20 protein-coding genes and 1 pseudogene are annotated in these 24,409 nt (G+C 68.1%); 8 read left to right on the plus strand and 13 right to left on the minus strand.

Annotated elements, in window-relative coordinates; translation table 11 throughout:
• Window positions 1-358 precede the first annotated feature (358 nt).
• The 7 genes and pseudogenes from LWC33_RS24020 to LWC33_RS24045 all read right to left on the minus strand — a co-directional run bounded on the left by LWC33_RS24020 (window position 359) and on the right by LWC33_RS24045 (window position 12,564).
• Window positions 359-646 carry a TY-Chap2 family putative peptide chaperone gene (locus LWC33_RS24020; RefSeq protein WP_372476682.1) on the minus strand — a complete coding sequence of 96 codons (288 nt, stop codon included), beginning with the start codon at window positions 644-646 and terminating at the stop codon, window positions 359-361.
• Window positions 636-1,064, minus strand: a pseudogene (locus LWC33_RS36600) (TY-Chap2 family putative peptide chaperone); the annotation flags it as partial. The pseudogene LWC33_RS36600 and the gene LWC33_RS24020, both read right to left, overlap by 11 nt.
• Window positions 1,064-2,845, minus strand: coding sequence for a DUF262 domain-containing protein (locus tag LWC33_RS24025; RefSeq protein ID WP_233306735.1), 1,782 nt, complete (start codon window positions 2,843-2,845; stop codon window positions 1,064-1,066). The pseudogene LWC33_RS36600 and the gene LWC33_RS24025, both read right to left, overlap by 1 nt.
• A 4-nt stretch (window positions 2,846-2,849) precedes the next feature.
• Window positions 2,850-7,586, minus strand: a complete 4,737-nt coding sequence (locus LWC33_RS24030; protein ID WP_233306737.1) for an Eco57I restriction-modification methylase domain-containing protein — start codon at window positions 7,584-7,586, stop codon at window positions 2,850-2,852.
• Window positions 7,583-10,549 carry an SNF2-related protein gene (locus tag LWC33_RS24035; protein ID WP_233306738.1) on the minus strand — a complete coding sequence of 989 codons (2,967 nt, stop codon included), beginning with the start codon at window positions 10,547-10,549 and terminating at the stop codon, window positions 7,583-7,585. Before LWC33_RS24035 ends, LWC33_RS24030 begins: the two co-directional genes overlap by 4 nt.
• Window positions 10,476-11,453, minus strand: coding sequence for a hypothetical protein (locus tag LWC33_RS24040; RefSeq protein ID WP_233306740.1), 978 nt, complete (start codon window positions 11,451-11,453; stop codon window positions 10,476-10,478). The genes LWC33_RS24035 and LWC33_RS24040 overlap by 74 nt, the downstream gene beginning before the upstream one ends.
• 70 nt (window positions 11,454-11,523) lie before the next feature.
• Window positions 11,524-12,564 carry a DUF6416 domain-containing protein gene (locus tag LWC33_RS24045; protein ID WP_233306741.1) on the minus strand — a complete coding sequence of 347 codons (1,041 nt, stop codon included), beginning with the start codon at window positions 12,562-12,564 and terminating at the stop codon, window positions 11,524-11,526.
• 384 nt (window positions 12,565-12,948) lie between these two features.
• On the opposite strand from LWC33_RS24045, the gene LWC33_RS24050 reads away from it, so the two are divergent.
• Window positions 12,949-13,449, plus strand: coding sequence for an Rv3235 family protein (locus LWC33_RS24050; RefSeq protein WP_233306742.1), 501 nt, complete (start codon window positions 12,949-12,951; stop codon window positions 13,447-13,449).
• 114 nt (window positions 13,450-13,563) lie between these two features.
• Here the strand turns inward: LWC33_RS24050 and LWC33_RS24055 are convergent, their stop codons facing one another.
• The gene (locus LWC33_RS24055) at window positions 13,564-14,781 is read right to left on the minus strand and encodes a GntR family transcriptional regulator (protein WP_233306746.1); all 1,218 of its coding nucleotides are present in this window, start codon (window positions 14,779-14,781) and stop codon (window positions 13,564-13,566) included.
• 32 nt (window positions 14,782-14,813) lie between these two features.
• Here LWC33_RS24055 and LWC33_RS24060 point away from each other — a divergent pair, with 32 nt between their 5' ends.
• Window positions 14,814-15,413, plus strand: a complete 600-nt coding sequence (locus LWC33_RS24060) for a hypothetical protein (RefSeq protein ID WP_233306748.1) — start codon at window positions 14,814-14,816, stop codon at window positions 15,411-15,413.
• A 38-nt stretch (window positions 15,414-15,451) separates the two neighbouring features.
• Here LWC33_RS24060 and LWC33_RS24065 read toward each other — a convergent pair whose 3' ends face one another.
• Both LWC33_RS24065 and LWC33_RS24070 read right to left on the minus strand, forming a co-directional pair.
• Window positions 15,452-16,075: a hypothetical protein gene (locus LWC33_RS24065; RefSeq protein ID WP_233306750.1), complete on the minus strand. Its 624-nt coding sequence runs from the start codon at window positions 16,073-16,075 to the stop codon at window positions 15,452-15,454.
• 320 nt (window positions 16,076-16,395) lie between these two features.
• Complete coding sequence (locus LWC33_RS24070) at window positions 16,396-16,965, minus strand: hypothetical protein (RefSeq protein ID WP_233306752.1); 570 nt, start codon at window positions 16,963-16,965, stop codon at window positions 16,396-16,398.
• A 286-nt stretch (window positions 16,966-17,251) separates the two neighbouring features.
• On the opposite strand from LWC33_RS24070, the gene LWC33_RS24075 reads away from it, so the two are divergent.
• The 6 genes from LWC33_RS24075 to LWC33_RS24090 all read left to right on the plus strand — a co-directional run bounded on the left by LWC33_RS24075 (window position 17,252) and on the right by LWC33_RS24090 (window position 21,522).
• Entirely contained in the window at window positions 17,252-18,562 is a 1,311-nt protein-coding gene (locus LWC33_RS24075) for a tyrosine-type recombinase/integrase (RefSeq protein WP_233306754.1), read from the plus strand.
• A 753-nt stretch (window positions 18,563-19,315) separates the two neighbouring features.
• Window positions 19,316-19,450 carry a hypothetical protein gene (locus LWC33_RS35400; protein WP_255692652.1) on the plus strand — a complete coding sequence of 45 codons (135 nt, stop codon included), beginning with the start codon at window positions 19,316-19,318 and terminating at the stop codon, window positions 19,448-19,450.
• Window positions 19,451-19,661: 211 nt separating this feature from the next.
• Window positions 19,662-19,787 (plus strand): hypothetical protein, encoded by a 126-nt coding sequence (locus LWC33_RS35405; protein WP_255692653.1) that lies wholly within the window; start codon window positions 19,662-19,664, stop codon window positions 19,785-19,787.
• A gap of 301 nt (window positions 19,788-20,088) precedes the next feature.
• A complete protein-coding gene (locus tag LWC33_RS24080) occupies window positions 20,089-20,331 on the plus strand; it encodes a hypothetical protein (protein ID WP_233306755.1) in 243 nt (80 codons plus the stop codon).
• 427 nt (window positions 20,332-20,758) lie between these two features.
• Complete coding sequence (locus LWC33_RS24085) at window positions 20,759-21,235, plus strand: RNA polymerase sigma factor (RefSeq protein WP_308190998.1); 477 nt, start codon at window positions 20,759-20,761, stop codon at window positions 21,233-21,235.
• The gene (locus tag LWC33_RS24090) at window positions 21,163-21,522 is read left to right on the plus strand and encodes an anti-sigma factor domain-containing protein (RefSeq protein ID WP_372476683.1); all 360 of its coding nucleotides are present in this window, start codon (window positions 21,163-21,165) and stop codon (window positions 21,520-21,522) included. The genes LWC33_RS24085 and LWC33_RS24090 overlap by 73 nt, the downstream gene beginning before the upstream one ends.
• A 188-nt stretch (window positions 21,523-21,710) precedes the next feature.
• Here the strand turns inward: LWC33_RS24090 and LWC33_RS24095 are convergent, their stop codons facing one another.
• Genes LWC33_RS24095 through LWC33_RS24105 form a run of 3 tightly spaced genes read right to left on the minus strand, consistent with a single transcriptional unit; the run spans window position 21,711 to window position 24,381 of the window.
• Window positions 21,711-22,175 (minus strand): peroxiredoxin, encoded by a 465-nt coding sequence (locus tag LWC33_RS24095; RefSeq protein WP_233306758.1) that lies wholly within the window; start codon window positions 22,173-22,175, stop codon window positions 21,711-21,713.
• Window positions 22,172-23,002 carry a DUF1295 domain-containing protein gene (locus LWC33_RS24100; protein WP_233306760.1) on the minus strand — a complete coding sequence of 277 codons (831 nt, stop codon included), beginning with the start codon at window positions 23,000-23,002 and terminating at the stop codon, window positions 22,172-22,174. Before LWC33_RS24100 ends, LWC33_RS24095 begins: the two co-directional genes overlap by 4 nt.
• Window positions 22,999-24,381, minus strand: coding sequence for an SAM-dependent methyltransferase (locus tag LWC33_RS24105; RefSeq protein WP_233306761.1), 1,383 nt, complete (start codon window positions 24,379-24,381; stop codon window positions 22,999-23,001). Before LWC33_RS24105 ends, LWC33_RS24100 begins: the two co-directional genes overlap by 4 nt.
• Between the last annotated feature and the right edge of the window lie 28 nt (window positions 24,382-24,409).

Genomic DNA, 24,409 nt, shown 5'->3' on the forward strand with positions numbered 1-24,409 from the left:
AACCCTCGGCTTATCTCTCGGCCGTCGCGACTTCTGGGGTAGCGGCTTGGTCAGTTCGTCGCTCCGGCCGGAGATCGCCTCCTGCTTCGGAGTCGGCGGCGCGGCAGGCCCGCTGACCCTGTTCGGGCGCGGACGCTGCGGGGGCAGAGAAGCAGCCGGGACGCGCTGAGTTCGCCACGAGGGGAGGGCAAAAGGATCGCGCCACGAAGCGATGATCTCGTCCTCAGCCCGTTGACAACCCTCGGGTAGTCCCGCCTGATCGGCCATTGATCCTCCACCTCGTACAGCAGCCTCGGGCGTGAGGTCGCGGACGGTGCTAGGCGCGTTACTCCGATTGCACGAGTCGCCAGCACGGTGCTCAGGACAGGAGATGCCCGAGTGTCTCGCCAAGTGTCGTCGTGAGCGAGCCGGTGCGGCGATAGCTCCTGTAGATGTCGATCGCCGAGCGGTCGAGGTAGTGAAGCCAGCCATCGGTGTCAAGCACCGCGACAAGGTCACGGTTGCTTTCCATCAGCCAGAAGCGAAACCCGGGCTGGCCGTCGATGTCGTCGGCTCGGACGTCTTTCAGCGCTTCGGCCATGCCCGGGAATCCTCGAAGGACGGGCCAGCAGCCCCGAGCCGAGCTGGAAGGTCTGGAGGTAACCACTCCGCACCAGGAGCGGGCGCCGGTCGTTCAGTGTCGTGGATAGCAGGCGAGCGATCAGCCGGAATGTGACGGTTCGCCGCCCCGACCGCGGAGTCACGGTCGGAGCCTTGAGGCCGGCCGCTGCCTTGAGTCGACGTAGCACATCGTGGGCGTCCGCCTGCTCGAACACCTCGCTCCACGGGATCGGAGCGACCGGGGGTCCGAATTTGGTGCCGAGCGGGGCGTTGCGGTCCACTTCCAGCACGGGATCCCGCGACGACGGGGCCGCAACGGTGTCGATGAGCGCGAGGTTGTCCTCAGCGGTGTAGTCGGGTCGGGTCTCGATAATCGTCAGCTGTGGGTGGCGACGAACCAGCTCGCTCGCAATCCACCACGAGTGCGCCACGACGAACCGCTTGGCCGGCACGGGGCCGCCCATCACGAGGCTGCATCGTCCTCGCGTTCTTCGACACCAAGTAGCTTCCGAAGCCGGTGCTCGAGGCGCTCTTGGCGGGCGGCGTTGAACTCGAGGAAGCCGTCGAACGAGTCGGGGAGCAGATCGAGGTCGTTCTGCGCGCGGTACTGGGCGCGGGCGGCCTCGGAGGCAAACGCTCCGGATGCCAACCACTCCCAGGGCCAGGAGTCCTTCTTTGCGATGTTGACCGGTCCGGCAAGCAGTTGCAGGTTCGGCAGCCCGTTGACGGCGGCACGGTAGGCGCTGTGCTGATCCTCCGGGATGCCGAACTTGCGCAGCTTCGCTGCGGAGAAGCGGGCCCGGGGGAAGATGTGGTCCTCGTGGAACTGGTGGGCCAGGTTCAGACCCGGATAGAGGAGGGCCAACACGGCGAAGGTGCGCGCGGAGTTGTACTGCAGCTGAGCGAGCTCACTAATCTCGGCGGGGGTGAAGCTCAGCGACTTGCCCAGGGGAGCCATCACCGCCTCGAGCCGGTCGGAGGGCCACCCGGAGTCCGCGGGAGCAGAGCGGATCGCCTCCCGAAGTCGGATGAGCAGCGTGTCGAGACCGCTACCCCAGATCCCTCGCTTGACCAGGCTGCGCAGTACCCAGGTCCGGATCTTCTCGCGGTCTGGACGGTCTGCGTTGCTCGTCAGGTAGGAGTCTGTCGCGTTGCGCCGGTACAGGTAGTACGCGAGTGGAATGATCACGCTGTTCGCCGTCAGTGTGCGGGACGTGAAGCCAAACGACATCAGGAGCCGAGCGGCCAGGAGCATCGCCGACCGGACACCGGTCCACTGCTTCTCCAGTTCGGCCATGTTCGAGCTAGTGAAGTTCGAGACGTTGAATCGCACATCGGAGACGTCGATCAGGACGAGGGCCGTCTTGAGGACGTTGTCGCGGTTGAAGCTCATCTCGCGTGCGCTGCCGTTGAGGTCCTCGACGAGGTCCCGGACCTCCTGGCGCGCGTCCAGCTCGGACCACTGGTTGGTGGCCATCGAGAGCAGCAGATCCGAGTACGACAGCTGGGTCCCGCCGCTGTTAACCCGCACGAAGATGTCCAGGACGGTGTTCGGGTCCTGGTCGTCCTCCTCGTAGGCGTTCATTGAGTCACGCTCGCGGATCGCGCGATACAACGTGTTCAAGCGGACATGGGCGTCGCGGTTGTGGACGACGTTCTTCTCTGACAGCCAGTCCAAGATGTCGAGGCTGTCCTTCTTGAACTTGAGCACGTCCGCGACCTTGAACCAGAGGTCGTCGGATTCCGCATTCGGGGCCGCCTCGGCGTCAGTAAGGAAGCGGAACAGGAAGCGGGTGGCCAGCCCTTCCCCGTCCCCGCCGCGGGTGATGTTCAGGTGGAGCCGCTTGACCGGATACGCCTCCGGGTTGTTCGCCCACTTGCGGGGCAGCCGCTCAGCGAGGCTGCCGTAGAGGCCGATGTTGAGAGCGGTCAGGCGCTGCTGTCCATCGAGAACGGCGGTGACGTCCTGACCTGCCGGGATGTGCGCGATGGGTGCGTAGGGGTTGCGCAACTCGTGGTAGTCGGTGAGGAATTCGTAGAACGTGAAGTCCTGGGCCTGTTCGGCCTTCACTGCCCAGAACAGGAACGAACCTATCGGGTAGCCCCGCATGAGGCTGTCGAAGAGCTGACAGATCTGGTCGGCGTCCCACACGAACTCGCGCTGGATGGCGGGGAGGACGTAGCGGCGCTGCTGGATGGCCGCGAGGGTCTTCTCGACGGTCGTGGGTGGCAGGAAGTTGCTCACGTTCTCATCCCCCGTAGTAGACGCGATGCAAGTAGCCCGGGCTCATGCCGGTGGCCCGGGACAGGCCCAGGATCTTCTCGTTCAGGGCCGGGTCACCGGTGTCGAAGTCTTCGTGTTTCAGCTCGCGCATCTGAAGGCGGCGACTGAACTGCTCATGAGCCTCGGTCATCTCCTTCTCTCTGTCCACGGAGGTGAAGGGCAGCTCGTACCGGCCGAGGTCGGCGCGCGAGCCATGCTTCTCGTACTCCTTGAGCACGTCCTTCGGCACCTGGCGACCGTTCGCATCGAACTGCATCACGCGCTCGTACTTGCGAAGGACGCCGAACTGGGTCCGGTAGATCGCGCAGAGTTCCTCGGCGGTAATGCTAAGCATGACGGCGGCGAGGGCGTCGATCTCGACGAGCGCCTGCCTGCGCTCTTGGTCCCTGCGAAGCGGAGTCGCCATGGTCCACGACTTCTCCACTTCGCCGACCTCGGGTGTCGGCATACCGCTGGCGGTCCAGCGGTCGAGGCGCCAGTCCTCATCGAAGAGTTCCTCCCACAGCGGGGCGTAGTCCGCGGTGAGGCAGTTGAGGCGGAGGGCGCGGAGAATGAGCTCGCGGACGAGGGGGTGGCCAGAGGGTTGCGGGAAGCGTGCAGCGAATTCGGCCTGGACCTTACTCACTCCGCTGGCCTTGACGAGAAAGTCAAGAGGTATCGATGCCCACATGCCTGCGGCGATTGCCAATTCCGGTGGCGTGGTGGTCAAGCTGTACACGCCGTGTACGTGGGTCGGCCCAGGGGGGATAAGAGCTGCGTGAAGACTGCGGACAGTCGACGAGTCGACCATGTTGCGCCAAGCGAGGCGCCAGAAACGGTTGGCCGGTTGTCCATCCCAATGTTGGAGTCCGGCAACGAATTTCGCTCGGTCGACCGCTCGTTGATAACTCGTTCGCGAGATGGCATCCTTAGGAAGGGTCTCGAGATCCCATGGTGTGTAGTCAAGGTTGCTTCGCATCGATGGGTTCGGTTGTTTGGCAAAAGGGTTGGCAACGGTAAGATGCGGCCCTTGAAGGATGGCGTCGTCGAGCGTTTCTGGTACTGCGGACTCGGAGACGTAAAAGCCGTCTTTGCGAGCCTCTGCCTCCATCCATCCTAGAGTCCAATTGAAGCCGGTGTGCTGTAGCCGCGATCCGCCAGAGATCTTCGTGAGCACCCTCTGGCTGGATTCGGTGACCGGTCGAAGCATTCGAGCTTCGAGTGCCGGTGTACCTGGGGGGTCGATCAGATCTGCCCAGGTGGCTAGCGTAGTGCGATCCACTTCGATAATCCTGGCGGAATGCGGGCGCGTATCCCATCTGTCATCTGCGTCTTTGATGCCAGGCTCGTCGCCCTCTCCTTTGTGGCGCAGAGACCTCTCGAGAGTATCGGGATGGTAGAGAGACGAGGCGTTCAAGAAACGGGGTTCTCTCGGCGGCCCGTATATCTGGACGCCGAACTGTCGCGTGTGGTGAATCTCGAATAGGAGAAGCTCGTTCCGGAATTGCCAGTGTCGGCGCAGTCGTTCGTAGGTCTGTCGCCTGAGGGTTGCCGCACGGGTCTCGGAGAAATGGGACTCCGGATGGATTAGACCCACGGCTGCATTAGGCGTCATGCTGCGCCAGCACCGGTCCATAAAGGCCCGGTAGAGATCCGGTCTGCCTGCGAGAATCGGTCTTTCAACCGAAGAAATGAGCTGAGATGTTGTTCCCGCTACTGCCGCTCTTTCGTCGAGGTAGCGGACAGTACTTAAGGCCAGAGTGGAGCGTCGACGGTCGTCAAATGTCGATACTGAGATCTTCTCGGTGAGTCCGAACCAAGGGTCAGCCTCGGCTAGGGTAAGGGTGTCGTCCCATTCAGGTCGAACCCAGGGCGGGTTGCCGACCTGAAGGTCGAACCCGCCTCCGCTGGCGAAGATGGGAGCGAAGTCGAGCTCCCAGTGGAACAAGCCTTCGCGCTCCGCGATCCGACTGCTGATCTCCAACCATGGGTGCTGTCCCAGTAACTCCTCAACGGGTTGCATGTCGGCGAAGGAGCGTTCGTTGTGCTCAGCGTCGTCCAACTCGGCCCAGGTGGCGTCGTCGGCGAAGAGGCCTCGGCCCTTCTTGATCTCCGCCTTGCTAGTGTGGCCGAGGAGGCCTTCGAGGGCGTTGATCCATTGCTCGCGAGTCGGAGGTGTCTCGCCGTTCGCGACCGGCCAGTACCAAAGGGCGGCCCAGGCGTCCATGACTCGGCGAAGGCGGCCGTACGCGCTGTCGGGGTTGGATAGCGACTCTTCGATCTGCTCGCGCTTCACCGCGCCCGTGCCGACTGGCAGCTCCGTAGCGCCCCAGACCGCGATGTCCCGGCGGATCTCGCTCTCGGCGATCTCCAGGCGTCGATTCGCCAAAGCCCAAAGCGCTTCCACGCGCCGGCCGAGGTCCTGGAACTTTTGCACCTCGGCCTTGGAGAGCGTGCTGGTGATCTGCTTGCGCCACTCCTTGAGCGCTCTGGTCTCCTCGGGCCGGAGTTCCTTGGCCTCCTTGGTGTCTGCGACCGCGCCCCAACCCGCTGCGGGCAGCAGGAAATGGTGAATCTCGGTCGCGGCGACTCGCTCGGAGAGCGGGCGGGCGGTGGGGACCGTCTTGAGCCAGCCCTTCTTCGCGACCTGGGCAGGGGTGTAGGTCTCGCGGCGGGCGCCGATGAGTGAGTTGCCGCGGCGGAGGTGGAGGCCGAACCAGGGGGCGCGGAGGCCGGGGTGCATCGCGTCGAGCCACAGGGTGATCTCAGCGAGCTCGACAGCGGTGGCATTGAGGTCGACGCCGTAGCAGTTGTGCAGTGCCAGATATGCCTTGACCTTCTGCTTCTCCTCGGCATATTTCTCCGGCGGGATCTCCTCTCCGAGTTCCCGCTGCCGCCGGGTCAGGTACTGGTCGGCGAGCTGGTTGATGGCCTCGACGAGGAAGGCGCCGGAGCCCAGGGCGGGCTCGCAGACCGTCAGCTTGAGGATATCCGCGGCGGGTGTCGTCGTCTCGTTCTGGTCGAGCAGCTCGGCCAGCGAGTGCGTCACGACGCAGCGGGTGAGGACCTCGGGGGTGTAGTACGAGGCGCTGCGCTGGCGGTCGCGTCCAGAGAGTCGGAAGACGAAGTCTCCGGGTTCGTACTCCACACGGTTGCGATCGCCGGTGTCGGGGTCGTCTCGCATGACGAACCACTTGTCGTCGAAGCCTTCGGTGCTGGAGATCGGGACGACCCAGCTGCCCTTGGCCGGGTCGCCGTCCTTGGCGACCTCGACCATGTAGTCCCGCGCGATGGAGCCGGTGTAGGACATGAGGCCCTCGTACACTGCGCCGAGTTGGTTGATGCCGAGCTGGGCGTAGGAGACGAAGCCGCGGTCGCGGCCGCGCTGCTTCTTTGACAGCAGCAGGCGGCCGAGGACCTTTTGCAGGCAGGCGTTGCCGAGGCCGACCTCGTCGATCAGCGCCGTCGCCTTTGGGCTGAAGAGGTCGGCGCGGAGAGCCTCGAACTTCAGCCCGCCCCTGTCGTCCGGCTCAGGGACGCGGTTCCCGTCCGGACCGAGGGTTTCAGGCGGGTAGCCGTCGTTGACCAGTCGGAACAGGACGCCGAGCGAGCTGTAGAAGTGGGTGCCTGTTTGAGCGGTTGCGCTGGTGAGGTCGGTGAGGACGAGTTCGCGGAGCCGGTCGAGGCCGTAGCCCTCGGCGTACTCGGGTGCCTGCACCGGGAGCACGCCGAGTTCGGGGCGTGCCTCGGCGTAGAGCAGGAACAGGATCCGGTAGAGGTAGCGCAGGCTTTGCCGGGTGAGGTCGGCGGCGAGGCCATCGACGTCGTCCGGCAGGCCGTTGTCGCGACGTCGCCGAAGCACGTCGGAGGCGATCAGCTCGATGGACTCGCGGACGCCGTCGCGGAGGCCCTTGGAGACGCCCTCGGCGTGCTTGACCGAGTCCTCGAGGAGACTCAGCAGCCGGGCCTTGTCCTCGCCCGTGTCCGGGACGAGGCTCTCGGCGCCGACGAGCGCGGCGATCGTCTCGATCTCGCCGCTCGCCTTGGTGTCGCGGCGTTCGAGGGCGGTGGCGAGGTCGATCGCGAGATAGCGGCCCTCGGGCCAGGTGGCGCGCTCTGCGAGGAGTAGCCAGGCACCGGCGGTGACGAGGATGAGTGCAGGCTTCTCCTCGGTGTGGAACAGGCCGGAGAGGACCTCGGAGGTTGCCGACACCGGCTCGCCGTCCACGATGGCCGGGGTGAGGAGGTGGCCCGCGCCGTCGGTGTCGAGCAGGTCCTCGATCTTGGCGGCGTCCCGGGCCTGCAGCAATAGCAGCGGAGTGCCGGTGGGGGATTGCGGGACGGCCGCCTGCACGGTCATCTCGGTTCCGGTGCGGGCGCCGACCCAGGTGGTCTCTTCAGCGGGGAGGAGCAGCGCCGCACGAATCGTCGCGTGGAGTGCGCTGAGTTGAGCATTGAGGCGAGCGCGGTCCTTAAGGCTTTCCTTTGCCTCGCGCAGGGCGAGTTGCTCGCGGTGCTGCGACTCCGCCTCGCGGTATCGGACCAGGTCCCGGCCGAAGTCCCCCGCAAGGGAGATCAGGCCGCTGCGCGGCGTGATCTTGGTGTGGTCTTCCCGCTCCTTCCACTCGGCGCGGCGGGTGCGGACGGTGGCGGGGAATTGCTCGGCGAGCCAGTGTTCGGAGACGAAGTCGTTCTCGACGACGATCGTGTCGAAGGCACTCAACGCGGGTCTCCGTTCGGGACGAGCAGGAGCAGGACGCGCACCATCGGCTCCTTGCGGGCGCTCAGCGACGCGACGAGGTCCTGGGCCTGGTCGCCGTGCTCGGCGATGCGGCGGCGGGCGCGCTCGGCCTGTCGCGGGTTGTCGAGCTTGTCGGCGAGCGCCTCGGAGGCCCTGCGCCACTGAGCGATCCCGCGCGCGGCGGCACGTAATGGTTCGGTGACCATGGCGGCGCGCTGCTGCTTGAGCAGCGCCATGTGGGCGCGCATGCGGTCCACGGCGGCAGGGACGAGACCCGCGTACTCGCTCAGATCGAGCGGGATCTCCGGGTTCACCGCGTCGCTGCGGAAACCTGCGGAGCGCAGGACGTCCTCGGCATCGTCGAGCACGATCGGATCGCCGCTGGGCAGGAACTGCATCCCGACGACGGAGCGCAGCACCACCTGCCCGCGCTGGTTGGTCAGCGTGCCGAGGACGATCGCGGTGGGCATGTCCACGGCCGCGGTGGCCACCGGCACCTGGTTCCGGCCGAGGCGGGTAAGTGCCCGGTCCACCGCCCAGTCCAGCACGGGGTGCAGCGGGGAGAGGAAGTGTGCCAGCGGCCACTGCGTCTCCTGCTCGCCCTCACGACCCTCGGTCGCTCGGCGCAGATGGTCCTCGCCCGCTTCGCGGGTGACGGCGAGGAGCAGCTTTTGCTTGATCTTCCGCTGAGCGAGGTAGCTCTGGGGGAGTGCGCCGAGCCGGGCGACGAGGTCCTTCGGCGGGACGAGCTCGACCAGGCCCTCGTCGGGATGCTCGGCCCAGCCCACCCCACCGGGTCCGCTCGGGTTGCCGTCGAAGGCCTCGTGGATTGCTTCGCGGAGGAAGTCGACCTCGTTGTCGAAGAGGCCCTGCTGCTCGGCTCTCGCGGGAGGTGCCTCGGCCGTGTTCTCGCCGTGGGTGAGGAAGGAGGTGTCGAAGTCGGCGAATTCGTCGTCGTCTGCGAACTCGTCGGTGGGGACGGGATCGGGGATGACCTCGTCTAGCGAGGTGCCGTTCTGCAGGGCGCGGCGGATCGCGCTCTCCTCCAGCTCGGTGTCGTGCAGATGGAGGAGGGAGGCGGCGTCGCCCAGGGCCTGATGCGCGGCGTGCTCCTTCTCCAGGAGCCGGGTGATGACGCGGACGTCGCCGCTGAACTTCTCGTCCGAGGTGGTGAGCGCCAGTGCGACGATCGTGGGTGCGTGCTGCTGGCCGTAGCGGTCGATGCGGCCGTTGCGCTGCTCGATGCGGATGAGGCTCCACGGGATGTCGACGTGCACGAGGTTGTGGCATCGCTTGTGCAGGTTGACGCCCTCGCTCGCGACGTCCCCGGTGATGAGGACCCGCACCGGCGTCGTTGCGAGCTGGAAGGCCTCGACGACCTCCATCTGCTTCTTGTCCGGCAGCTTGCCGTGTAGGACGGCGAACGCCTCCTCAGGGAGGCCGAGGAGCTTCGGCAGCCGGGTCCGCAGCCAGTCGAGCGTGGCGAGACGTTCGCTGAACAGGACGACGCGGGTGTCGCTGTCTGCCGCAATGCCGATCGCCTTGAGGTGGTCGACGAGCTTGTCGAGCTTGGCGGACGCCGTCGTCTTACCCGCGAGCTCCGCGAGCCGGGTCAGGGCCTCCGCCTCGGCGTGGGCGTCGGGGTTGGCGGCGATCGTCTTCTGACGTGCTTCGACGGTCTCCAGGAGGGCGGCGGGGGAGGAGAGGAACGCCTTCGCGAGGTTCCACGAGAACAGCTGGCGGCCGCCCCCAGTCATCGGCGAGCCGCCGGGCCCCGGGTGCAGCCAGACAGTGGACAGCTCCGTGGCGATGGCGTCCTCGATGGGATTGGCCTCCACGGCGAGGACCTGCGGCTCGGGGCGCTCGGCCCACATGCGCCCTACTTCCCGGGCGACGTCTGGTGAGTGCCGGTGCCGGCGGACGAACAGGTGCTCGATGTCCTTCACGTCGTACTGCTCGCGGTCCACGATCGCCGTGGGGTCGAGCAGACCGATGAGCTCGGCGAAGGAGTCCGGCTTGCCATTGTGCGGGGTGGCGGAGGCGAGGATAAGCGCGTCGGTCTGACCGGCGAGGAGACGAGCGAGCTCACTGCGCTGCGCGGCGGCGTTGGTGACGTTGTGGGATTCGTCGATCACCACGGCGTCCCACTTGTGGTTCTCGAGGTGGGCTCGGTAGCGCGCGGACTTGAGGGTGTCGATCGAAACGATCACCTTGGGGAAGTAGGTGAAGGGGTTCCGGCTCGACGGAAGTTGCTGGCGGACGCGCTGAATGCCGTCCGAATCCAGGCGGACGAGCGGCAGGCTGAAACGGGTCCAGAGCTCGTACTGCATCTGCTCGAGGACCTGCCGTGGGGTGACGACGAGGACCCGCTCGGCGCGGCCGCGACGGGCGAGCTCGGCGAGGATCATGCCGATCTCGAGGGTCTTGCCCAGACCGACGGCGTCGGCGATCAGCAGACGGGGGCGCAGACGGTTGGCGTCGAGCGCAGTGGCGACGGCCTTCCGCTGGTACTCCAGCGGGGTGAGCAGCATGTCCGCGCTGACGGTCAGGCCCGGTTCGTGCAGCGGGACCGGAGTCTTGCGAAGCACGGACTCGACCCAGAGGCGGCTGCGCCGGAAACGCGGGGAGTCGTCGAGTACGAGGGTGGCCTCGGCGGGATCGAGGGCGACGACGTCGTCGAGCGAGTCGTAGAAGGTCGCGGTGACGCCGCGGACCAACTCGGAGCTGCCCGTGCAGCGGAGCTTCCAGCCCTCGCCTGCGCGTTCGCACGAGGAGACCACCCACTCCTCGTCCCGCACCAGAACCGTGCTGCCGGCTGCGAACGCTGCCGCCACGGGCAACCCCCCTTGCTGGATGTCCGGTTTCCTGACACTAGTGCGCGAGCACGCTGGGTGAGTGAGCGACCCCGATCGTGGTATCAGCCACCGCTCGGACTCCCAGGGCATGAAGCTCGTAATAGGCCGTGACGTCCTCGGCGTCGGGGAGGAACTCGGCCAGGTCGACATCCGTGTCGCCGGGAAGCACCTCAGTGCCGGAGCCGAAGCTCGGGGGCAGATTCTTGTGGCGCGTCCTGATCAGCTTCTTGTGCCGCTGGAGAATCTCGCGCTCTGCCTTGACAGTCTCGGCGAACGTCGCCTTACGGACGGAGACGATCTCAGCGCCGCCGCGGGTGTGGGTGAGGATTCGGTTGCGGTCGCCGTGGCCGATCTTGAGCCGTCCGTCGTTACGGACGAGGTAGAGCAGGTGCGGGTCGTCCTTACGGGCGCGGTGAGTTCTCGATCCCGGCTCGGGTTCGCACTCCCGGCACTCGCGAGTGCTCAGGTTCTGGACCGTGCCGCATTTGTCGTGAATTCCCCAGAAGCCGTGGGACTCGGTCCCCCAACGCTCGTAGGGAAGGCCTTTGACGTCGCCGGCGATGACCGTCCAGCCGGGTTGGGCGCGGAACTCGAGCTCCTCCTCGTACGCGGCTGCGGACAGGTACTCATGAACGCCGGCGTCGTCGAGCGTGTCGGATTCGAGCCACAGCCTCGCTTGCGGCACATAGTCGGGGAACTGGGCTTCGAATTCTGCGGCGAGGCCGTCGAGGTCGAGATCAGCGAGGTTCGTGCGGTCGTCGAGGCACGAATGGCAGCGGGTGGTCCAGCCATTCCGGCAAGTCCGGGTGAGCCCGCACCAGTCGCACCGCCAGATCTGGACGGTGGTGAACTCCTCGGCGAGGACCATTTGGTCCGCGACGCCCTCGGCGCACTCGTCGCAGTGGTTCATCCACGCGACCGCACGGACCCCGCCCTTCTTGGTCACGGGCACACCGAGTGTGGTGCCGCAGTTCGCGCAGGTCTTCTCGTTCATGGTCGGCTCAGGTGTGCGCGATGAGCAGAATCGGACTCGGCCGGACTGTCATCTCTCGTACGGTAGTCCTTCAGGGTGTGCGCATTCCGTCACTCGATGGAGTGATGCCTCGTGCCTTGTCGAACAATGCGGCGATGTCGGGCTCGAACCAGTAAACGGCGTGCTCGCTCCGGCCTGCCGGGTAGTCGTACTGCCAAGGCCAGGCACGGCCGAGCTGTTCGCTCAGCACTGCGGGGTGGCCGAGCAGGCTTGTCAGGTTCTTCAGCGACATGGTGTCGCCGGTGAGTTCGATGATTTCCTCGGCTCGGAATCGCCGCCCGGGATGGTCAATGAGGACGCTGAAGACCCGGCGTCGGCGTTCGTCGAGCTGGACCCAGAGGGCGATGGCGAGGTCGTGATCGGTCGCTCGCCACTCGGCGTTCGGCCTGCCTTCAAGCCAGAGCTTGGTGAGGTCCCGAAGCCGTGCGGCTTTGTCCGCGGGGACGGCGAGGATGACCTCGACGATGTCGGGACGGTCGTCCATCGGGAGCTCATCCTTTCCTGCTGCCCACACCACCCGGTCCAGCACGCCGAGGTCGAGGTCGAGCTCGTCGGCTACGGCCGTGAGAAGAGCACGGATCTCCTCGTCGGAGCCCGGGCCGACGAAGGCGCGGATACGGCGGTCGACGGCGATCGCCTGTCCGCCTGCTAAGACCGCGACGTAGTCCGCGGTCTTCTCACCGACGCCCTTGATCCTCAGGAGCTTCGCACGGCTGTCCGGGAGCAGGCACCACGAACGCAGATCGGCGACGGTCTGAACGCCCTCGGCGGCGAGGAGGTCGGCGAGCCGGAGCGCTCGGGCGAGCTTCTCCGGATGCTTCCAGTCGAGCACCTCGCCAAGTCCCTCGGCGGCTACCCGTGCGCGGAAGAGATCAAGGGTGACGGCGTCCGGCCAGTTGGCCAGGAGCTTTTCGACTCGAGGCTTGACGACGGAGTCGAAGTCGATCGCGGCCTGGAGCGCGGCGTCGGCGAGAAGCGCTCCCATGTGCTCATAGCGGGCGCCACCGGGCTCGACACCCGGGAAGATCGGGAACCCGGGAAGCTGCCGCACCTTGGCGGCCAAGGCCGCCACGCGCTCACGCTGATAAAGATCCACGGATCCGATGCCTCTCGATGTGTCGCTCTCATGGTGAAGACGCCGCTGAAGTTGATCAGGTTGGCCGCCGAGTGGAGCAATCGGTGACTCAGACGCCCGCTGCGGGCCGCTGACGCGGCGTGGCCCTTCGGGCTGTCCTCATTGGTGGGGCCGCTTACTCCACCCGGTCTCACGGGAAAGGGTGCTGCGCATCGGCTTCGCCGACGCCTGCGGCGCCCTTGCCCGCGAGCCTCGCCGGGCGGAGTCGGGCGCGGGGGGAAGGGCGGGCGCTTCGCACCGCGCCCCGCAGCCAGCCCCACCAACTACGACAGCAACTGCCCATTCGTCCCGGGCTGGCTGTCGATCCTCCGGGAGGCCGCCATGACCATCACCCACGACAGCGAGGAGACCACGCAGGACATTCTCCGAACCGCACTTGGGCTCAAGCCAAGCTACCGCTACGTCTGGGACGGCCAGGACCTGCTGGTGCCGTGCGAGATGTGCGGGCACCACCCGGTTGTCGAGGAGCCGGCGCCGCTCCCGGCCGGGGACCTGGTTGTCGACGTCGTGCAAGATCGCGCGGTGCTGCGGGCGGCATCGACGACGGTGGCGATGCTGGTGGACGTGCTCGACCAGCGCCGCTCACCGCGGCAGGTGCGGGACCTGGTAGACCCGCGGGTGCTGCGCTACCTGGCCGCGTTGCCGGTCGATCCGACCGGTTCCCACGGCGGAGCTCGATTGCTCACACTTCGAGCGGTGCAGCCCCACGAGGGTGCGGTGGAGGTCGCGGCGTCGATCCGGCTGCGGGGGCGTCGTCGTGCGTTGGCCGCGTCGTTCGAGCTGGGCAAGTGGTGGGTCTGCGAGACGATCCGAGTGCTGTAGCCCGATGGCCGGACGTAGGAGACTCCGCCCGGCCTTTCAGGCGGGATTGACCTGGAAACTTCCCCGCCATGAGCTTCTCCGGTCTGTAGTGGATAGGGAATGATGGTCGGCCGCCTATGACGAACGGTCTAACGCGGTAGGGCTGGAGCGCCTCTCGGCGATCCAGGCCTCTGCGCGTTCGACCGCCGCGGTGCGGGCGGGCATGCCGTGGGCCAACGCGCGGCTAACGTAGTGGTCAGGTCCATATCGGGTCCGGACCTCGGCCATCCGGTCGGCGAACGCCATTGGTTGGCCGTCGGGCCCTGTCGTCATGTCGCACCACCAGAGCAGATCGCGGACGATGCTCTCGTCGTCGGGGTAGACACTGAGCTCGGCGTCGAGGCCGACCTCGGCGGCCTCGCTCGCGGCGGCCGAGTGATGGGCCACGAGTGCGATCACGCGGGCGTCCGTGCCGGCGCTGGTGAGGAACCGGGCGCCGTCGAGCGGGTGGAAGCCGGTCGCAGCAAGGTCAGGGGCGTAGCCGATGTCGTGCAGCCATGCCGCTGCCCGGAGCGCGGACGCCTCGTGTGGAGGCAGGTGGACGGCAAGTTCACCGGCACGTTCGGCGACGGCCTGAACGTGACACCAGCGTCGTGGTTTCGCCTCAGCGAGGTAGTCGTGCGCGAGGTGCGCGGCATCGAGTACAGCGGTCTCGGCCTGCAGGTGCTGTTGGGCGAGCTCAAGGGTCTCGGCGGTGCCAGCGAGGGTCGCAGCGCGGGTGACCTGCTGGAGGCCGCGCAGGAGCTCGGCCATCCGCTCCCGCTGCCCGCCGCTCAAGGTTCGCTGGCGGCGGATCGATGCCTGCGCGGCCTCGACCGCTGTGACTGCTGCGCCCAACGCGAGCTCGGCCGCATCGGTGTCGACACACCTCGGCTTGCGTCGGACGTCGCGGTCGAGACCCTCCGCCTCGAGGAGGTCGAGGACCCGACGGGCGACATGCTCGGAGACACCATGGCGCGCGGCGACCACCGCGACCTCGGGCAGTTGGTCACACTCCGAGTTCGCAAGCTCGCTGCGAACGGCCTCGGCGACCTTGAAGTACCCCGAGGCGCTGCGTGCGGCGACGAACACCCCAGACCCCTGCCGGGTGACGACGAGGCCATCGTGGACAAGCTCGGCCACTGCCGCGCGGATGGTCATGCGGGCGACACCGAAGTGGGCCGCCAGCTCGACGTTCGACGGCAACCGCGTTCCCGCCGGCGCCTTCCGGACCACCGCGTACAGACGCGTTGCGATCTGGCGGTAGGGGGCGACACCCGAGGAGGGATCCAGCTTGCCCAACTCGTCCAGCATGGGCGGGACGGTAGCCAGACGGAGGCCAGTCCGTGGCGAAACGTCGGAATCCGCGCGTCCCCGGCAGCAGATGTGCGATGGGCTGCCGTGAGAAGGTCGAGACTCGCACCAGCCTGAACGTCTTCGCGCAACCGGTGAGAGGCGACGAGATGGACCAAGGACAGCTGACCGACGTAATCCTGAGTTGCGGCCCAGAGGCGACGCTCGAGGTTGGATGGTCTGGCGTCACCCAGCGGGTCTGCGACGTCGACAAGGTCGACGCCGGGCCGGCTTCCTGGCAGGTGAAGGTCAACCGAGCGCGGGTCGGGCCCGGGACCATCGGGTGGATCCACCGCTGGCGTGACGGTGGTCGCCTGGCGGCACTGATCCAGTTCACGAGCGAGCCGTACGAGGAGCAGGAAGCCCGCGGGACGATCCACTACTGCGACGGGATCCTGCACCACCTCTCCGAGCCGGTCGCGAGCCACTTGATCACGAGTGCGACGGGCTGGACGAACAAGGCCCCGTACACGACCAATCGCGCGAGACGGTTCAACGACGGCGTCATGCTCAAGTACGAGGAGGTGCAGGTCTTAGCCGGCTTGCTGGCCCCGGCGGACTTGGCATGGCTGCAGCAAGCGCGGACTAGCTGAGACATCAGCCTGGTCGTCGTTGGATGCGGGATGTAGAGCTACAGGCTGCCGCCCCACCACGCCGGTTGACCGCCGTAGTAGGCGCAGCCCACTTCCAGGTATCCGGTTGTGCGAGGAACGGCGAAACCGACGGTCCACGACATGGACCCGCCCTGGACGATGTCGTGCCAGGCCATGGGCCTGAAGTCGAGGCTGAAGACGTCGCGGACGTTGGTGCCGTCGAGGGAGGCGCGGCAGGTGACAGTGTCGGGGTCGAACCTGCTGCTTCGGGGGTTGTCGACCCGCAGGTCGACGGCGATGACCTTCTCGTCGGGTCCTGTCTGGGCCCAGAGCTCCTGCTCGACGGGGACCACGCGGGGGTTAGAGAGGGCGAAGACAACGCCGTTGATGAAGGTGTATCGCTCCCCCCACTTCGCGTCCGCGGACTGCGGCCCGGACGGGGTGAAGGCAGGTTGGGCGGGGGTGACCGGGGCGGGCTGGCCGGAGGCGGTCTGCTGGTCCAGCCAGCTGCCACAGCCCTCGCTGCGGAGAACGGGGTTGACGACCGCCGTGGGCAGGCCGTCGTCAAGCAGCTCGTCAGCGCGTTGTGCACATGCGGTCGTGGACGATCCGCTGCCGAGAGCGGCGGCGACGCCGACGCCCGCGATCAAGACGGCCGCCACGGAGAACGCCAGGAGCGTGGTCAGCGGTCGACGCCGCCGAGGACGACGCGCCGTGTGCCTGCCGCCCCGTCCTCGGGGCAGGCCGGAGCCTTGGGACGAGGACGGAGAAGCATCGTAGGGGTCGTAAACGCCTGCGGACGTCGGCGCCGATGGGATCCGGGCGTTGGAGTGCTGTGCCGTGAAGTTGCGCTGGTGCTGGAGCGTGGACATCGACAAACCCCCGACGGGCCGGCAGGACTCGGCCATTCGTCGTAAGGGTCGACGAGATCGTCACGCGGGACTGAGCGACTTAATCAGAGTTGATGAGTAGCCGGGATGAATCAGGAAGCGCAGTAGTCGCAGACTCCGGAGCGGGGTAGCTCCGTGTTGCAGGTCGCACAGCGGGGTCGCTCCACGGGTGTGAGCGATGCCTTCCGTTGGCGGCGCTGGATCTCCGCGTGTGTCAGCGCTGCCGCCCCTCCGTCGGCCGGAAGATCGGTTGCGTACCTCCGGTAGCAGAGCAGGCGGTGTTCGGCGGCGTAGTACTCGATGTCCTCCCCGGGCTCGCCGTCAGTCGACTTGGGTGCGCGCGCGTACCCGGGCCCGATCGTGCCGTCCTGGTGAACGCAGAGCGATGTGAGGGGAGGCTGGCCGTCGTTCTTGGCTCGCACTGCCACTTCTTCGAGCAGTTTGCCGATCCAGTTGGTCAGGAGCAGGCGGGTTCTTATCCCGGACAACTCCTGCACGCGTTCGCTGAGCTCGAGGTACGTCACGACCGCGTGGTACTTCCCGGCAGTCGCGAGGAGCTCGTCGTAGGCCAGCGGGACCCAGGCGGACATCGCTTCCGCGAAGGACACCTTGGAGCCGTCCGCGACTCGGTATGTTCCGGGTGGCCTCGGCGGCACCGACATGGCGTGATCGTCTCACGGTCGAACGGTGGCCAGGCCCCGTGACATCAAGTGTGACGCGAACGAGCGGGCATTGGAGTTCTCAGAGAGACATCTCGCGCGACTTGGGCCGCCACTTGTGCTGGTAGAACCTCAAGAGCAGGTCGCCGCACTGACTTGTAAACAGTAGGTCGTCGGTTCGATCCCGACCTCCGGCTCAGCGCCTGACCAGCACGTTCTCGTGAGCATCTTCCCCAGTGAGGGTGCTCGTGACACGAGACGTGACACGAGCGGCCGTAGATTCCGTGTCATGGCCAAGCCGAAGGGCCTCGACACGGCCCGCACCCGAGGGAGCATCGACGAGCTCCCGAGCGGCGCGTTGCGGGTCCGCGTGTACGCCGGGCAGGACCCGGTGACGAAGAAGCGGCATAATCTCGTCGAGATCATCGAGCCGGGCCCGGACCAGCTCCGGCGGGCACGCGCGGCCAGGGACCGTCTCGTCGCGCAGGTCGAGGAGCGGCGAAACCCGCGCACCAGCGCGACCATCGACCGGCTCCTCGAGCGGTATGTCGACCAGCTCGACGTGGCCCCGAACACACTCGAGCTGTACCGCGGGCACATCCGGCGGCACATCTCGCCGTTCCTCGGCATGCTCAAGGTCGGCGTGCTCGACGCCGAGATCCTCGACTCCTTCTACGCGGAGCTCCGCCGCTGCCGGAAGCACTGCAGCGGCAGGTCCGGTGTTGACCACCGAACGTCTCGGCCGCACGACTGCGACGAGCGCTGTCGCAAGCACGTCTGCAAGCCGCTCTCGCGCTCGTCGGTGCGGCACATTCACTTCATCCTCTCTGGGGCCTACGAGAAGGCCGTCCGCTGGCGCTGGGTGGCTTACAGCCCGATGAAGCAGGCCGAGCCCCCGTCCGCCTCGCCCTCCAACCCGCAGCCGCCGTCGCCGGCCGAGGCGGCACAGATTCTCAACGAGGCATGGCGCGATCCAGACTGGGGATCGCTGCTGTGGATAGCGATGACGACGGGCATGCGACGAGGCGAGCTTTGCGCCCTCCGCTGGTCAGCGGTGAACCTCGACGAGGGCCGGGAATCGATCTGGCTCCGGCACGCGATTCGCAAGGAGAACGGCGGCCTGGTCGAGGCCGGGCTGAAGACGCACCAGCAGCGGCGCATCGCCCTCGACCCGGAGACCGTGGCGGTCCTCCGGGAGCAGCTGGAGCGAGCTAGGAATCGATCGGCCTCTCTAGGGCTGGAGCTAGAGTCAGCCGCCTTCGTCTTCAGCGGCGCGCCGGACGGCAGCACGTTCCTCGTGCCGGACAGCGTCACTCAGCGGTACGAGCGGCTGGTCCGCAAACTCGGTATCCACACGACCATCCACAAGCTGAGGCACTACTCGGCGACCGAGCTGATCGCCGCCGGCGTGGACGTGCGCACGGTTGCCGGCTGGCTCGGTCACTCGGGCGGTGGCGTCACGACGCTGAGGACCTACGCGGCCTGGGTTTCGGAGGCAGGCCAGCGCGCCGCGGGCGGAATCAGCGCTCGCATGCCCTCGAGGCCGGAGGAGCCCACCCCGCTCGAGCGGGCGCGTCTGGACCCCCGCAGCCCCCTATGAGGTCGTCGCTGCTGATCTCGCCGACCAGATCCACCAGGGCGCGCTGCCGCCCGGGGACCTGGTGCCCGGCTGCCGAGGATCTCGCTGCTCAGTACGGCGTCGCGGTCTCCACGGCACGCCGCGCGGTCGCGCTGCTGGTGCAGTAGGAGCTGGCGCTGCGCGTCGGGAGCGGCCGTGCGCGAGTTGTCAGTGGCCGCGCTCGGGCCTCGACCATGTCGGTCGCGCTGCCGCCCGCGCAAGGCGATCCCGGCGCCCTGTGGTCCGTCGTGGTGCGGGGCCAGGACGGACGCGCTCCGATCCCCGGCTTGTCCGCGGAGACCTGGGCGATCCGGACTCATTCCGGACCCATCTTGTCGGCATTGTCCGGATGGAGTCCGAGACGCCGCTCGCCGCGGAGGAAGTCTGGGTGACCCAGTACGAACTCGAGGTACGGAAGCCGGGCGCTCCCGAGGCAACCGCCGTACTTCGGTGGAGCAGGTAACGCGTAGCGCGTTAACCAGCGTTACCTGCCGTCATCTTCCGCGACTGCTGTCCACAGCCGCAGGCTCTTGTCCACAGGCGAGATCGCGAGCGATTGATCGAAAGCAGGCTCCGTCGCTCACTGATCTGCATGGAACGCACGGGATGGAGTGGGCATGTCCGGGTTGCGGTTGGAATCGGGTTCGCGCGGGGAGCGGCCGCGGTTCTACAGCGTGGCGGAGGTCGCGCGGATGTTCGGGATGTCGAAGGTGCCGGTGTACCGGGCGATCGCAGATGGCGACTTTCCCGGCGGTGCGGATCCGTGGCCGGTTGATCATTCCGGCCAAGGCGGTCGAGGCGATGGTGGAGGCTGCGGTGTCCGCGCAGAGCGTGGTGGACCTCGCGGCTTGGCCGGCCGAGGGGGCGTGAGCGCCGTGCGAGTCCTCCGTAGGTTGATCTCCTGGACCGTTCGGTCTCTGGTCCTTGGGCCGATCCGGCCCGCGGCCCGGGCGGTACTGCCGTGGGTTTTGCTGGTGCTGTTGGGCCCGACGACGAGGTGGCGGGCGCTCGCGACGGCGAAGGCGCTCGTGGTGCCGGGGCCGTCTCGATGTCGGACTGCAGCGCCTGGCATCCGCCGGTGATGCCCGGGACGTCAGCGTTCTGCGCGGCGTCGTCGATCTTGCCGAAGTCGCCGGCGACCGCGCTGACCTGGTCCATGCCGCCGCTGTGGCGCCAGGCGGCGATGACCTCGGGGTCGGTGCGGTGAGCCCTGTCCCGCGCGATGGCCATATGCTGTTCCGGAAGGTGCGGGAGCCCAGCGCCACGGCGTTGAGATTCGGGGCCTAGCTGCGAATGACGATGACGGTCGTCCATGACCAGCTGCGGGGGCGGCCGCGTCGTAGCGCCCGGCGGGCCCGACCATGGCAGCCCTGCGGGGCCAGCCGGGCGACGACCTTCGCGCTGATGGTGCTCGAGGATCTCGAGGAGTCGCGGCGTGTGGCGCGATCCGCACCGCCCCACCGTGACGGCCGAGAGCCGGGTCGTCGCGGGGTGAGAGGATCCGCGAGGTGCATGTGACGCTTTCGGATGACGAGACGATGTTGTTTGGCGTGAGTCCTATGCCCGATCCAGCGAGTGGCGAGCGTCTGCCCGCGGTACTGGTCGACGTGTTCTCGTCGCGTGATCCGGAGTTGCTGGCAGCGTGTCTGGCGGATGACGTGCTGATCGACTCGTTAGCCACGCGTAACGTCGCGGAATGCGAAGACGTGCTCACCGCGATGCTGTGGGTGTGGCGCAGGTCGGCCGACTGATCGAGGCGCAGAACCGGTTCTTCCTCCGCAGGAGGTCATTGCCTCCCAACGGTCCGTGCGCGCCCGGCGTGCTGTCCCGCATTTCAGGGCCGCGACTGTGCGCAAGCAGGTGCCGGTAGCCCGTGGGTCCCGCCTGGCGCACGGCGGTGCTCGCCTTGCTGCGCGGGCGTGCTCGATCTGCTCGCCGCCGGCGAGCGCGACCGGCCAGCGACGTCCTCACCGGTCAGCCCCTAGCGGCGCAGTCGCCCGCAGCTGCTGGTCTGTCCGCCGTGCCGGCGATCAACGAGCCCGCCGGCGCGCAGCTCGCACACAAGGCGCTGCCGCAGGTGTCCGGCGTGCGCGAGTCCACCCCGCCGGCTCTTGCCACTGATTCCGCCCGGGCCGGTACCGCGGAAGGCACCTCCACTGGCTGGCCGGAGTCATTGGGATTCCTTGTTCCGGGCAGGATGTTCGTCGAACCGGCCGCGGGTCGGGAACGAAGACAGGGGCCGAGGACGTCGTCCAGGAGGTGTTCCTCGCGCTGTGGCGCGAGCCCGGGCGCTTCGACCCCGACCGCGGTGCTTTCGCGAGCTGGCTGCTGACGCTGGTGCATCACAAGGCCGTCGACGCCGTACGGCGTGAGGCCACGAGCCGGCGTCGCACGGTGCCGGTCGAGGACGCCGCCACCGCAGCGCCCCCGGGGCCGGGCGCAGACCACGACGCGTTGGCCGGTGTCGTCGCCGGACAGGTGCGCGACGCCCTCAGTCCCGCCGGCCAGCGCAGGCCGGACCGACCGGGGGTTCTGGATTCGGGCCGGGCCGCGGACGGCGCCTCCCGTTGCGTGGACGGGTCGTGGCGCTTGCGGCCACCGTCCTGGTCGCCGTGGCCGCGATCGCAGGGCTCGGCGTCTACCGCGCGCAGCTGAAGGCGCAGCGCGACGCCGAGGCGGCCCGTGCTCAGGGGATGGCCACGGCGATCCAGGAGATGGGCGAAGCGGGCACCAGGTCCGCTTTCCTCACCGCGACGGGCTCCGGACCGGTCGTCGCTGTGGTGACCACACACGGGACCGATCGGGACGTACTGCCCGTCGGCCTGCACACCAACGGCTACGAGCAGATCTACGTCGTGTGGGGGCTGCCCGCCTCGGGAACGCCAACTGCTCTCGGGACATTCGACGTACGGTCCGACACCACCAACGACCGTCGCGAGTAGCAGGCCCGCGAAGCCGTCGGGTCACTGCCGCGGAGATCAGCTGGGCTGTTCGTTCGCCCCTCGTAGCGGCGCCATCGAGGTCACTGGCGTGTGAGGACGGTGACGTGTGCACAGTTCGTCGGGCGCCCGGGTTCGTCGCGTATCGGCGGCCGGGCTCACTGTCGTGGGCGGCAGTGATTTGGCCGCGGTCAGGCCGTGACGTTCTTGCGTACGAGGTCGAGGGCCTGATCGGCGTGGGCGTCGAACTGTGTCTCGCTGGCGATCTCGGTGAGGATGCGGCGGTCCTGCCCGATCACGTAGGTGCGTCGGCGGGTGTGCAGCCCGCCGGGCAGCCAGCCTCGGTAGGCGCCGAACTCTTTGGCGACGGTGTGATGGGGGTCGGACAGCAGGGGGTAGCCGAGCGAGTGGGCCGCGGCGAACGTGCGCTGCGCGGCTACCGCGTCGGAGCTGATCCCGACCGGCTGGGCGCCGGCCGCGGCGAACTCGGCCGCGAGGTCGCGGAAGTGGCAGGCCTCGCGGGTGCAGCCGCCCGAGGAGGCGATGGGGTAGAAGAACAGCACCACCGGGCCCCCGGCCAGCAGGGTGGTGAGCCGGCGCAGGGTGCCGGTCTCGTCGTGTAGCTCGAAGTCGCTGATCTGTGCCCTGACGGTCATGCGTCGATCTCCTTGCTCGGGGGGAGCGGGAGGAATCGGCTGGTGCACCGGGCGTAGTCGGCGTAGCCGGGGCGGCGCTCGCCGATGCTGCTTTCCAGCAGTCGGGCGCCGGTGCCCCGGACGAGGTTGGTGGTCAGCGCGGCCGCGGCGAGCAGCCCGATCAAACCGGCCAGGTGGTGCAGGGCGATAAGCGCCAGGCCCCACCAGACCGCGGCGTCGCCGAAGTAGTTGGGATGGCGGGTGTAGCGCCACAGCCCACGGTCCAGGACCTGGCCCCGGTTGCGCGGATCGGCGGTGAAGGCGGCGAGCTGGGCGTCGCCGACGGTCTCGAAGACCATCCCGACCGCCCACACCAGGACACCGAGCACCGTCACCACGATGGACCCTGCGCCGCTCGCGTACCCGTACTGCGCGAGCTGCACGGGCAGCGACACGAACCACATCACCACGCCCTGAGACAGGTAGACCTGGCGCACCGCGTACCACCACGGGTGGCCCGCAGCGGCACGCAGCAGCGCCACGTAGCGGGCGTCCTCGGGCTCGCCGCGGTTGCGCCGGGCGATGTGCACCGCGAGCCGCAGCCCCCAGGTGACGGTGAGTGCGGTGACCAGCCAGCGCCGCCAGGCGTCGCCCTCGCCTGCCGACAGGCCCAAGCTGATCACGGCGATCACCACGAAACCGCTGCCCCACGCGACGTCGACACCGTCGTGCCGTCGACGAACACGGGCGACGGCGAACGCGATCGCCATCACTGCGAGCACGGCCGCGGCGCTGACCCACAGGTTGGTCAGCCAGGCCGACCAGGGGAAATCCGTCGACCTGGTCATCCTCGGGGCGAGGGGATGGGGGCGCGCGCCGGGTCGAGCTCGCCCGGGCGGACGTCTGCGGCCAGCCGGTCCAGCGCCGGGTCCGCGCCGAGGGTCGCGGCGCGGCTGCGCGGGAGCCCCGACCGGCCGTCGGCGTCCGGGCGAACCAGCAGGACTTGGTGCACACCCATCCGGTTCTCGGCGAACGCGAGCGCGGCGCCGGCGAGGTAGAGCAGCCACACCCGGTACTGCTCCTCGCCGATCAGCGTGACAGCGTCGGTCCGGCGGCGCTGCAGCGTATCCAGCCAGGGGCGAATAGTGCGGACGTAGTGCTCCCGCAGCGAGTGGACGTCGACGATCTCCAGCCCGGCCGCCTCGAGGAAGCACAGTGTCTCGCCGAGCGGGCGCATGTACATGTCGGGGGCGACGTAGGACGCCATGAACGCGCCACCGCCGGGCACGGAGTTGGACCCCGACGCCCCGCGCGACATCTGCTGCAGCAGCACCCGACCGTGTGGGAGCACCAGCCGCTGCAGCTGCGCGGCGTAGAGGGGGTAGTTGTCCTGTCCGACGTGCTCGCCCATCTCGATCGAGGCGATCGCGTCGAACGGCGGGTCTGCGGAGTTCACCCCAATCTCGCGGTAGTCCTGCAGCCGGATCTCGACCCGGTCGGTCAGCCCGAGCTCGCGGACGCGCTTGAGCCCGTAGGCCCGCTGCTCGGCCGAGAGGGTCACCCCGACGGAGGTGACGCCGTGGTGGCGGGCCGCGTGGATCAGCAGGGAGGCCCAGCCACAGCCGACGTCGAGCAGCCGCATCCCGGGCCGCAGGTCGAGCTTGCGGCAGATCAGCTCCAGCTTGTCGCGCTGCGCCTGTTCCAGCCCGTAGCCTTCTACGGCGTCGCGGGTCCAGTAGCCGCAGGAGTAGGCCATCTGCGGGTCGAGGAGGAACTCGTAGAAGGCGTTGGACAGGTCGTAGTGGTGCGTGATCGCGGCGCGGTCCCGGCGGCGGGTGTGCAGGCCGCCGGAGAGCCGGGCCTCCGTCGCCGGGGGTCGCGGGCGGGGGCCGATCGCTCCGAGCGCGGCGGCGGTGCGCAGCGCGGCGAGACGGTCGGTGGTCGTCAGGGAGACGGGGGCGGTGCGGCCGAGCTTCCAGAACCGGGACAGGCCCTCGGCGAGATCGCCTTCGACGTCGAGCTCGCCGGCCACGAACGCGCGCGCCAGGCCCAGCTCGCCGGGGTTCCACAGCAGCCGGCGCAGCGCCCGTCGGTGCCGGACCACGGCGACCGGCCCGGGTCCGGCGGGCCCGGCCTCGGACCCGTCCCAGGCGCGCAGCCGCACCGGCAGACAGGCCCCGAGCACGCCCTCGACCAGTGCGGCGAGGCGAGGAGCGACAGGGGACATGAGCACCTCCAGTGCCGGTGCGTGGGAC

The organism is Pseudonocardia terrae, assembly GCF_021343995.1.
GTDB lineage: Bacteria > Actinomycetota > Actinomycetes > Mycobacteriales > Pseudonocardiaceae > Pseudonocardia > Pseudonocardia terrae.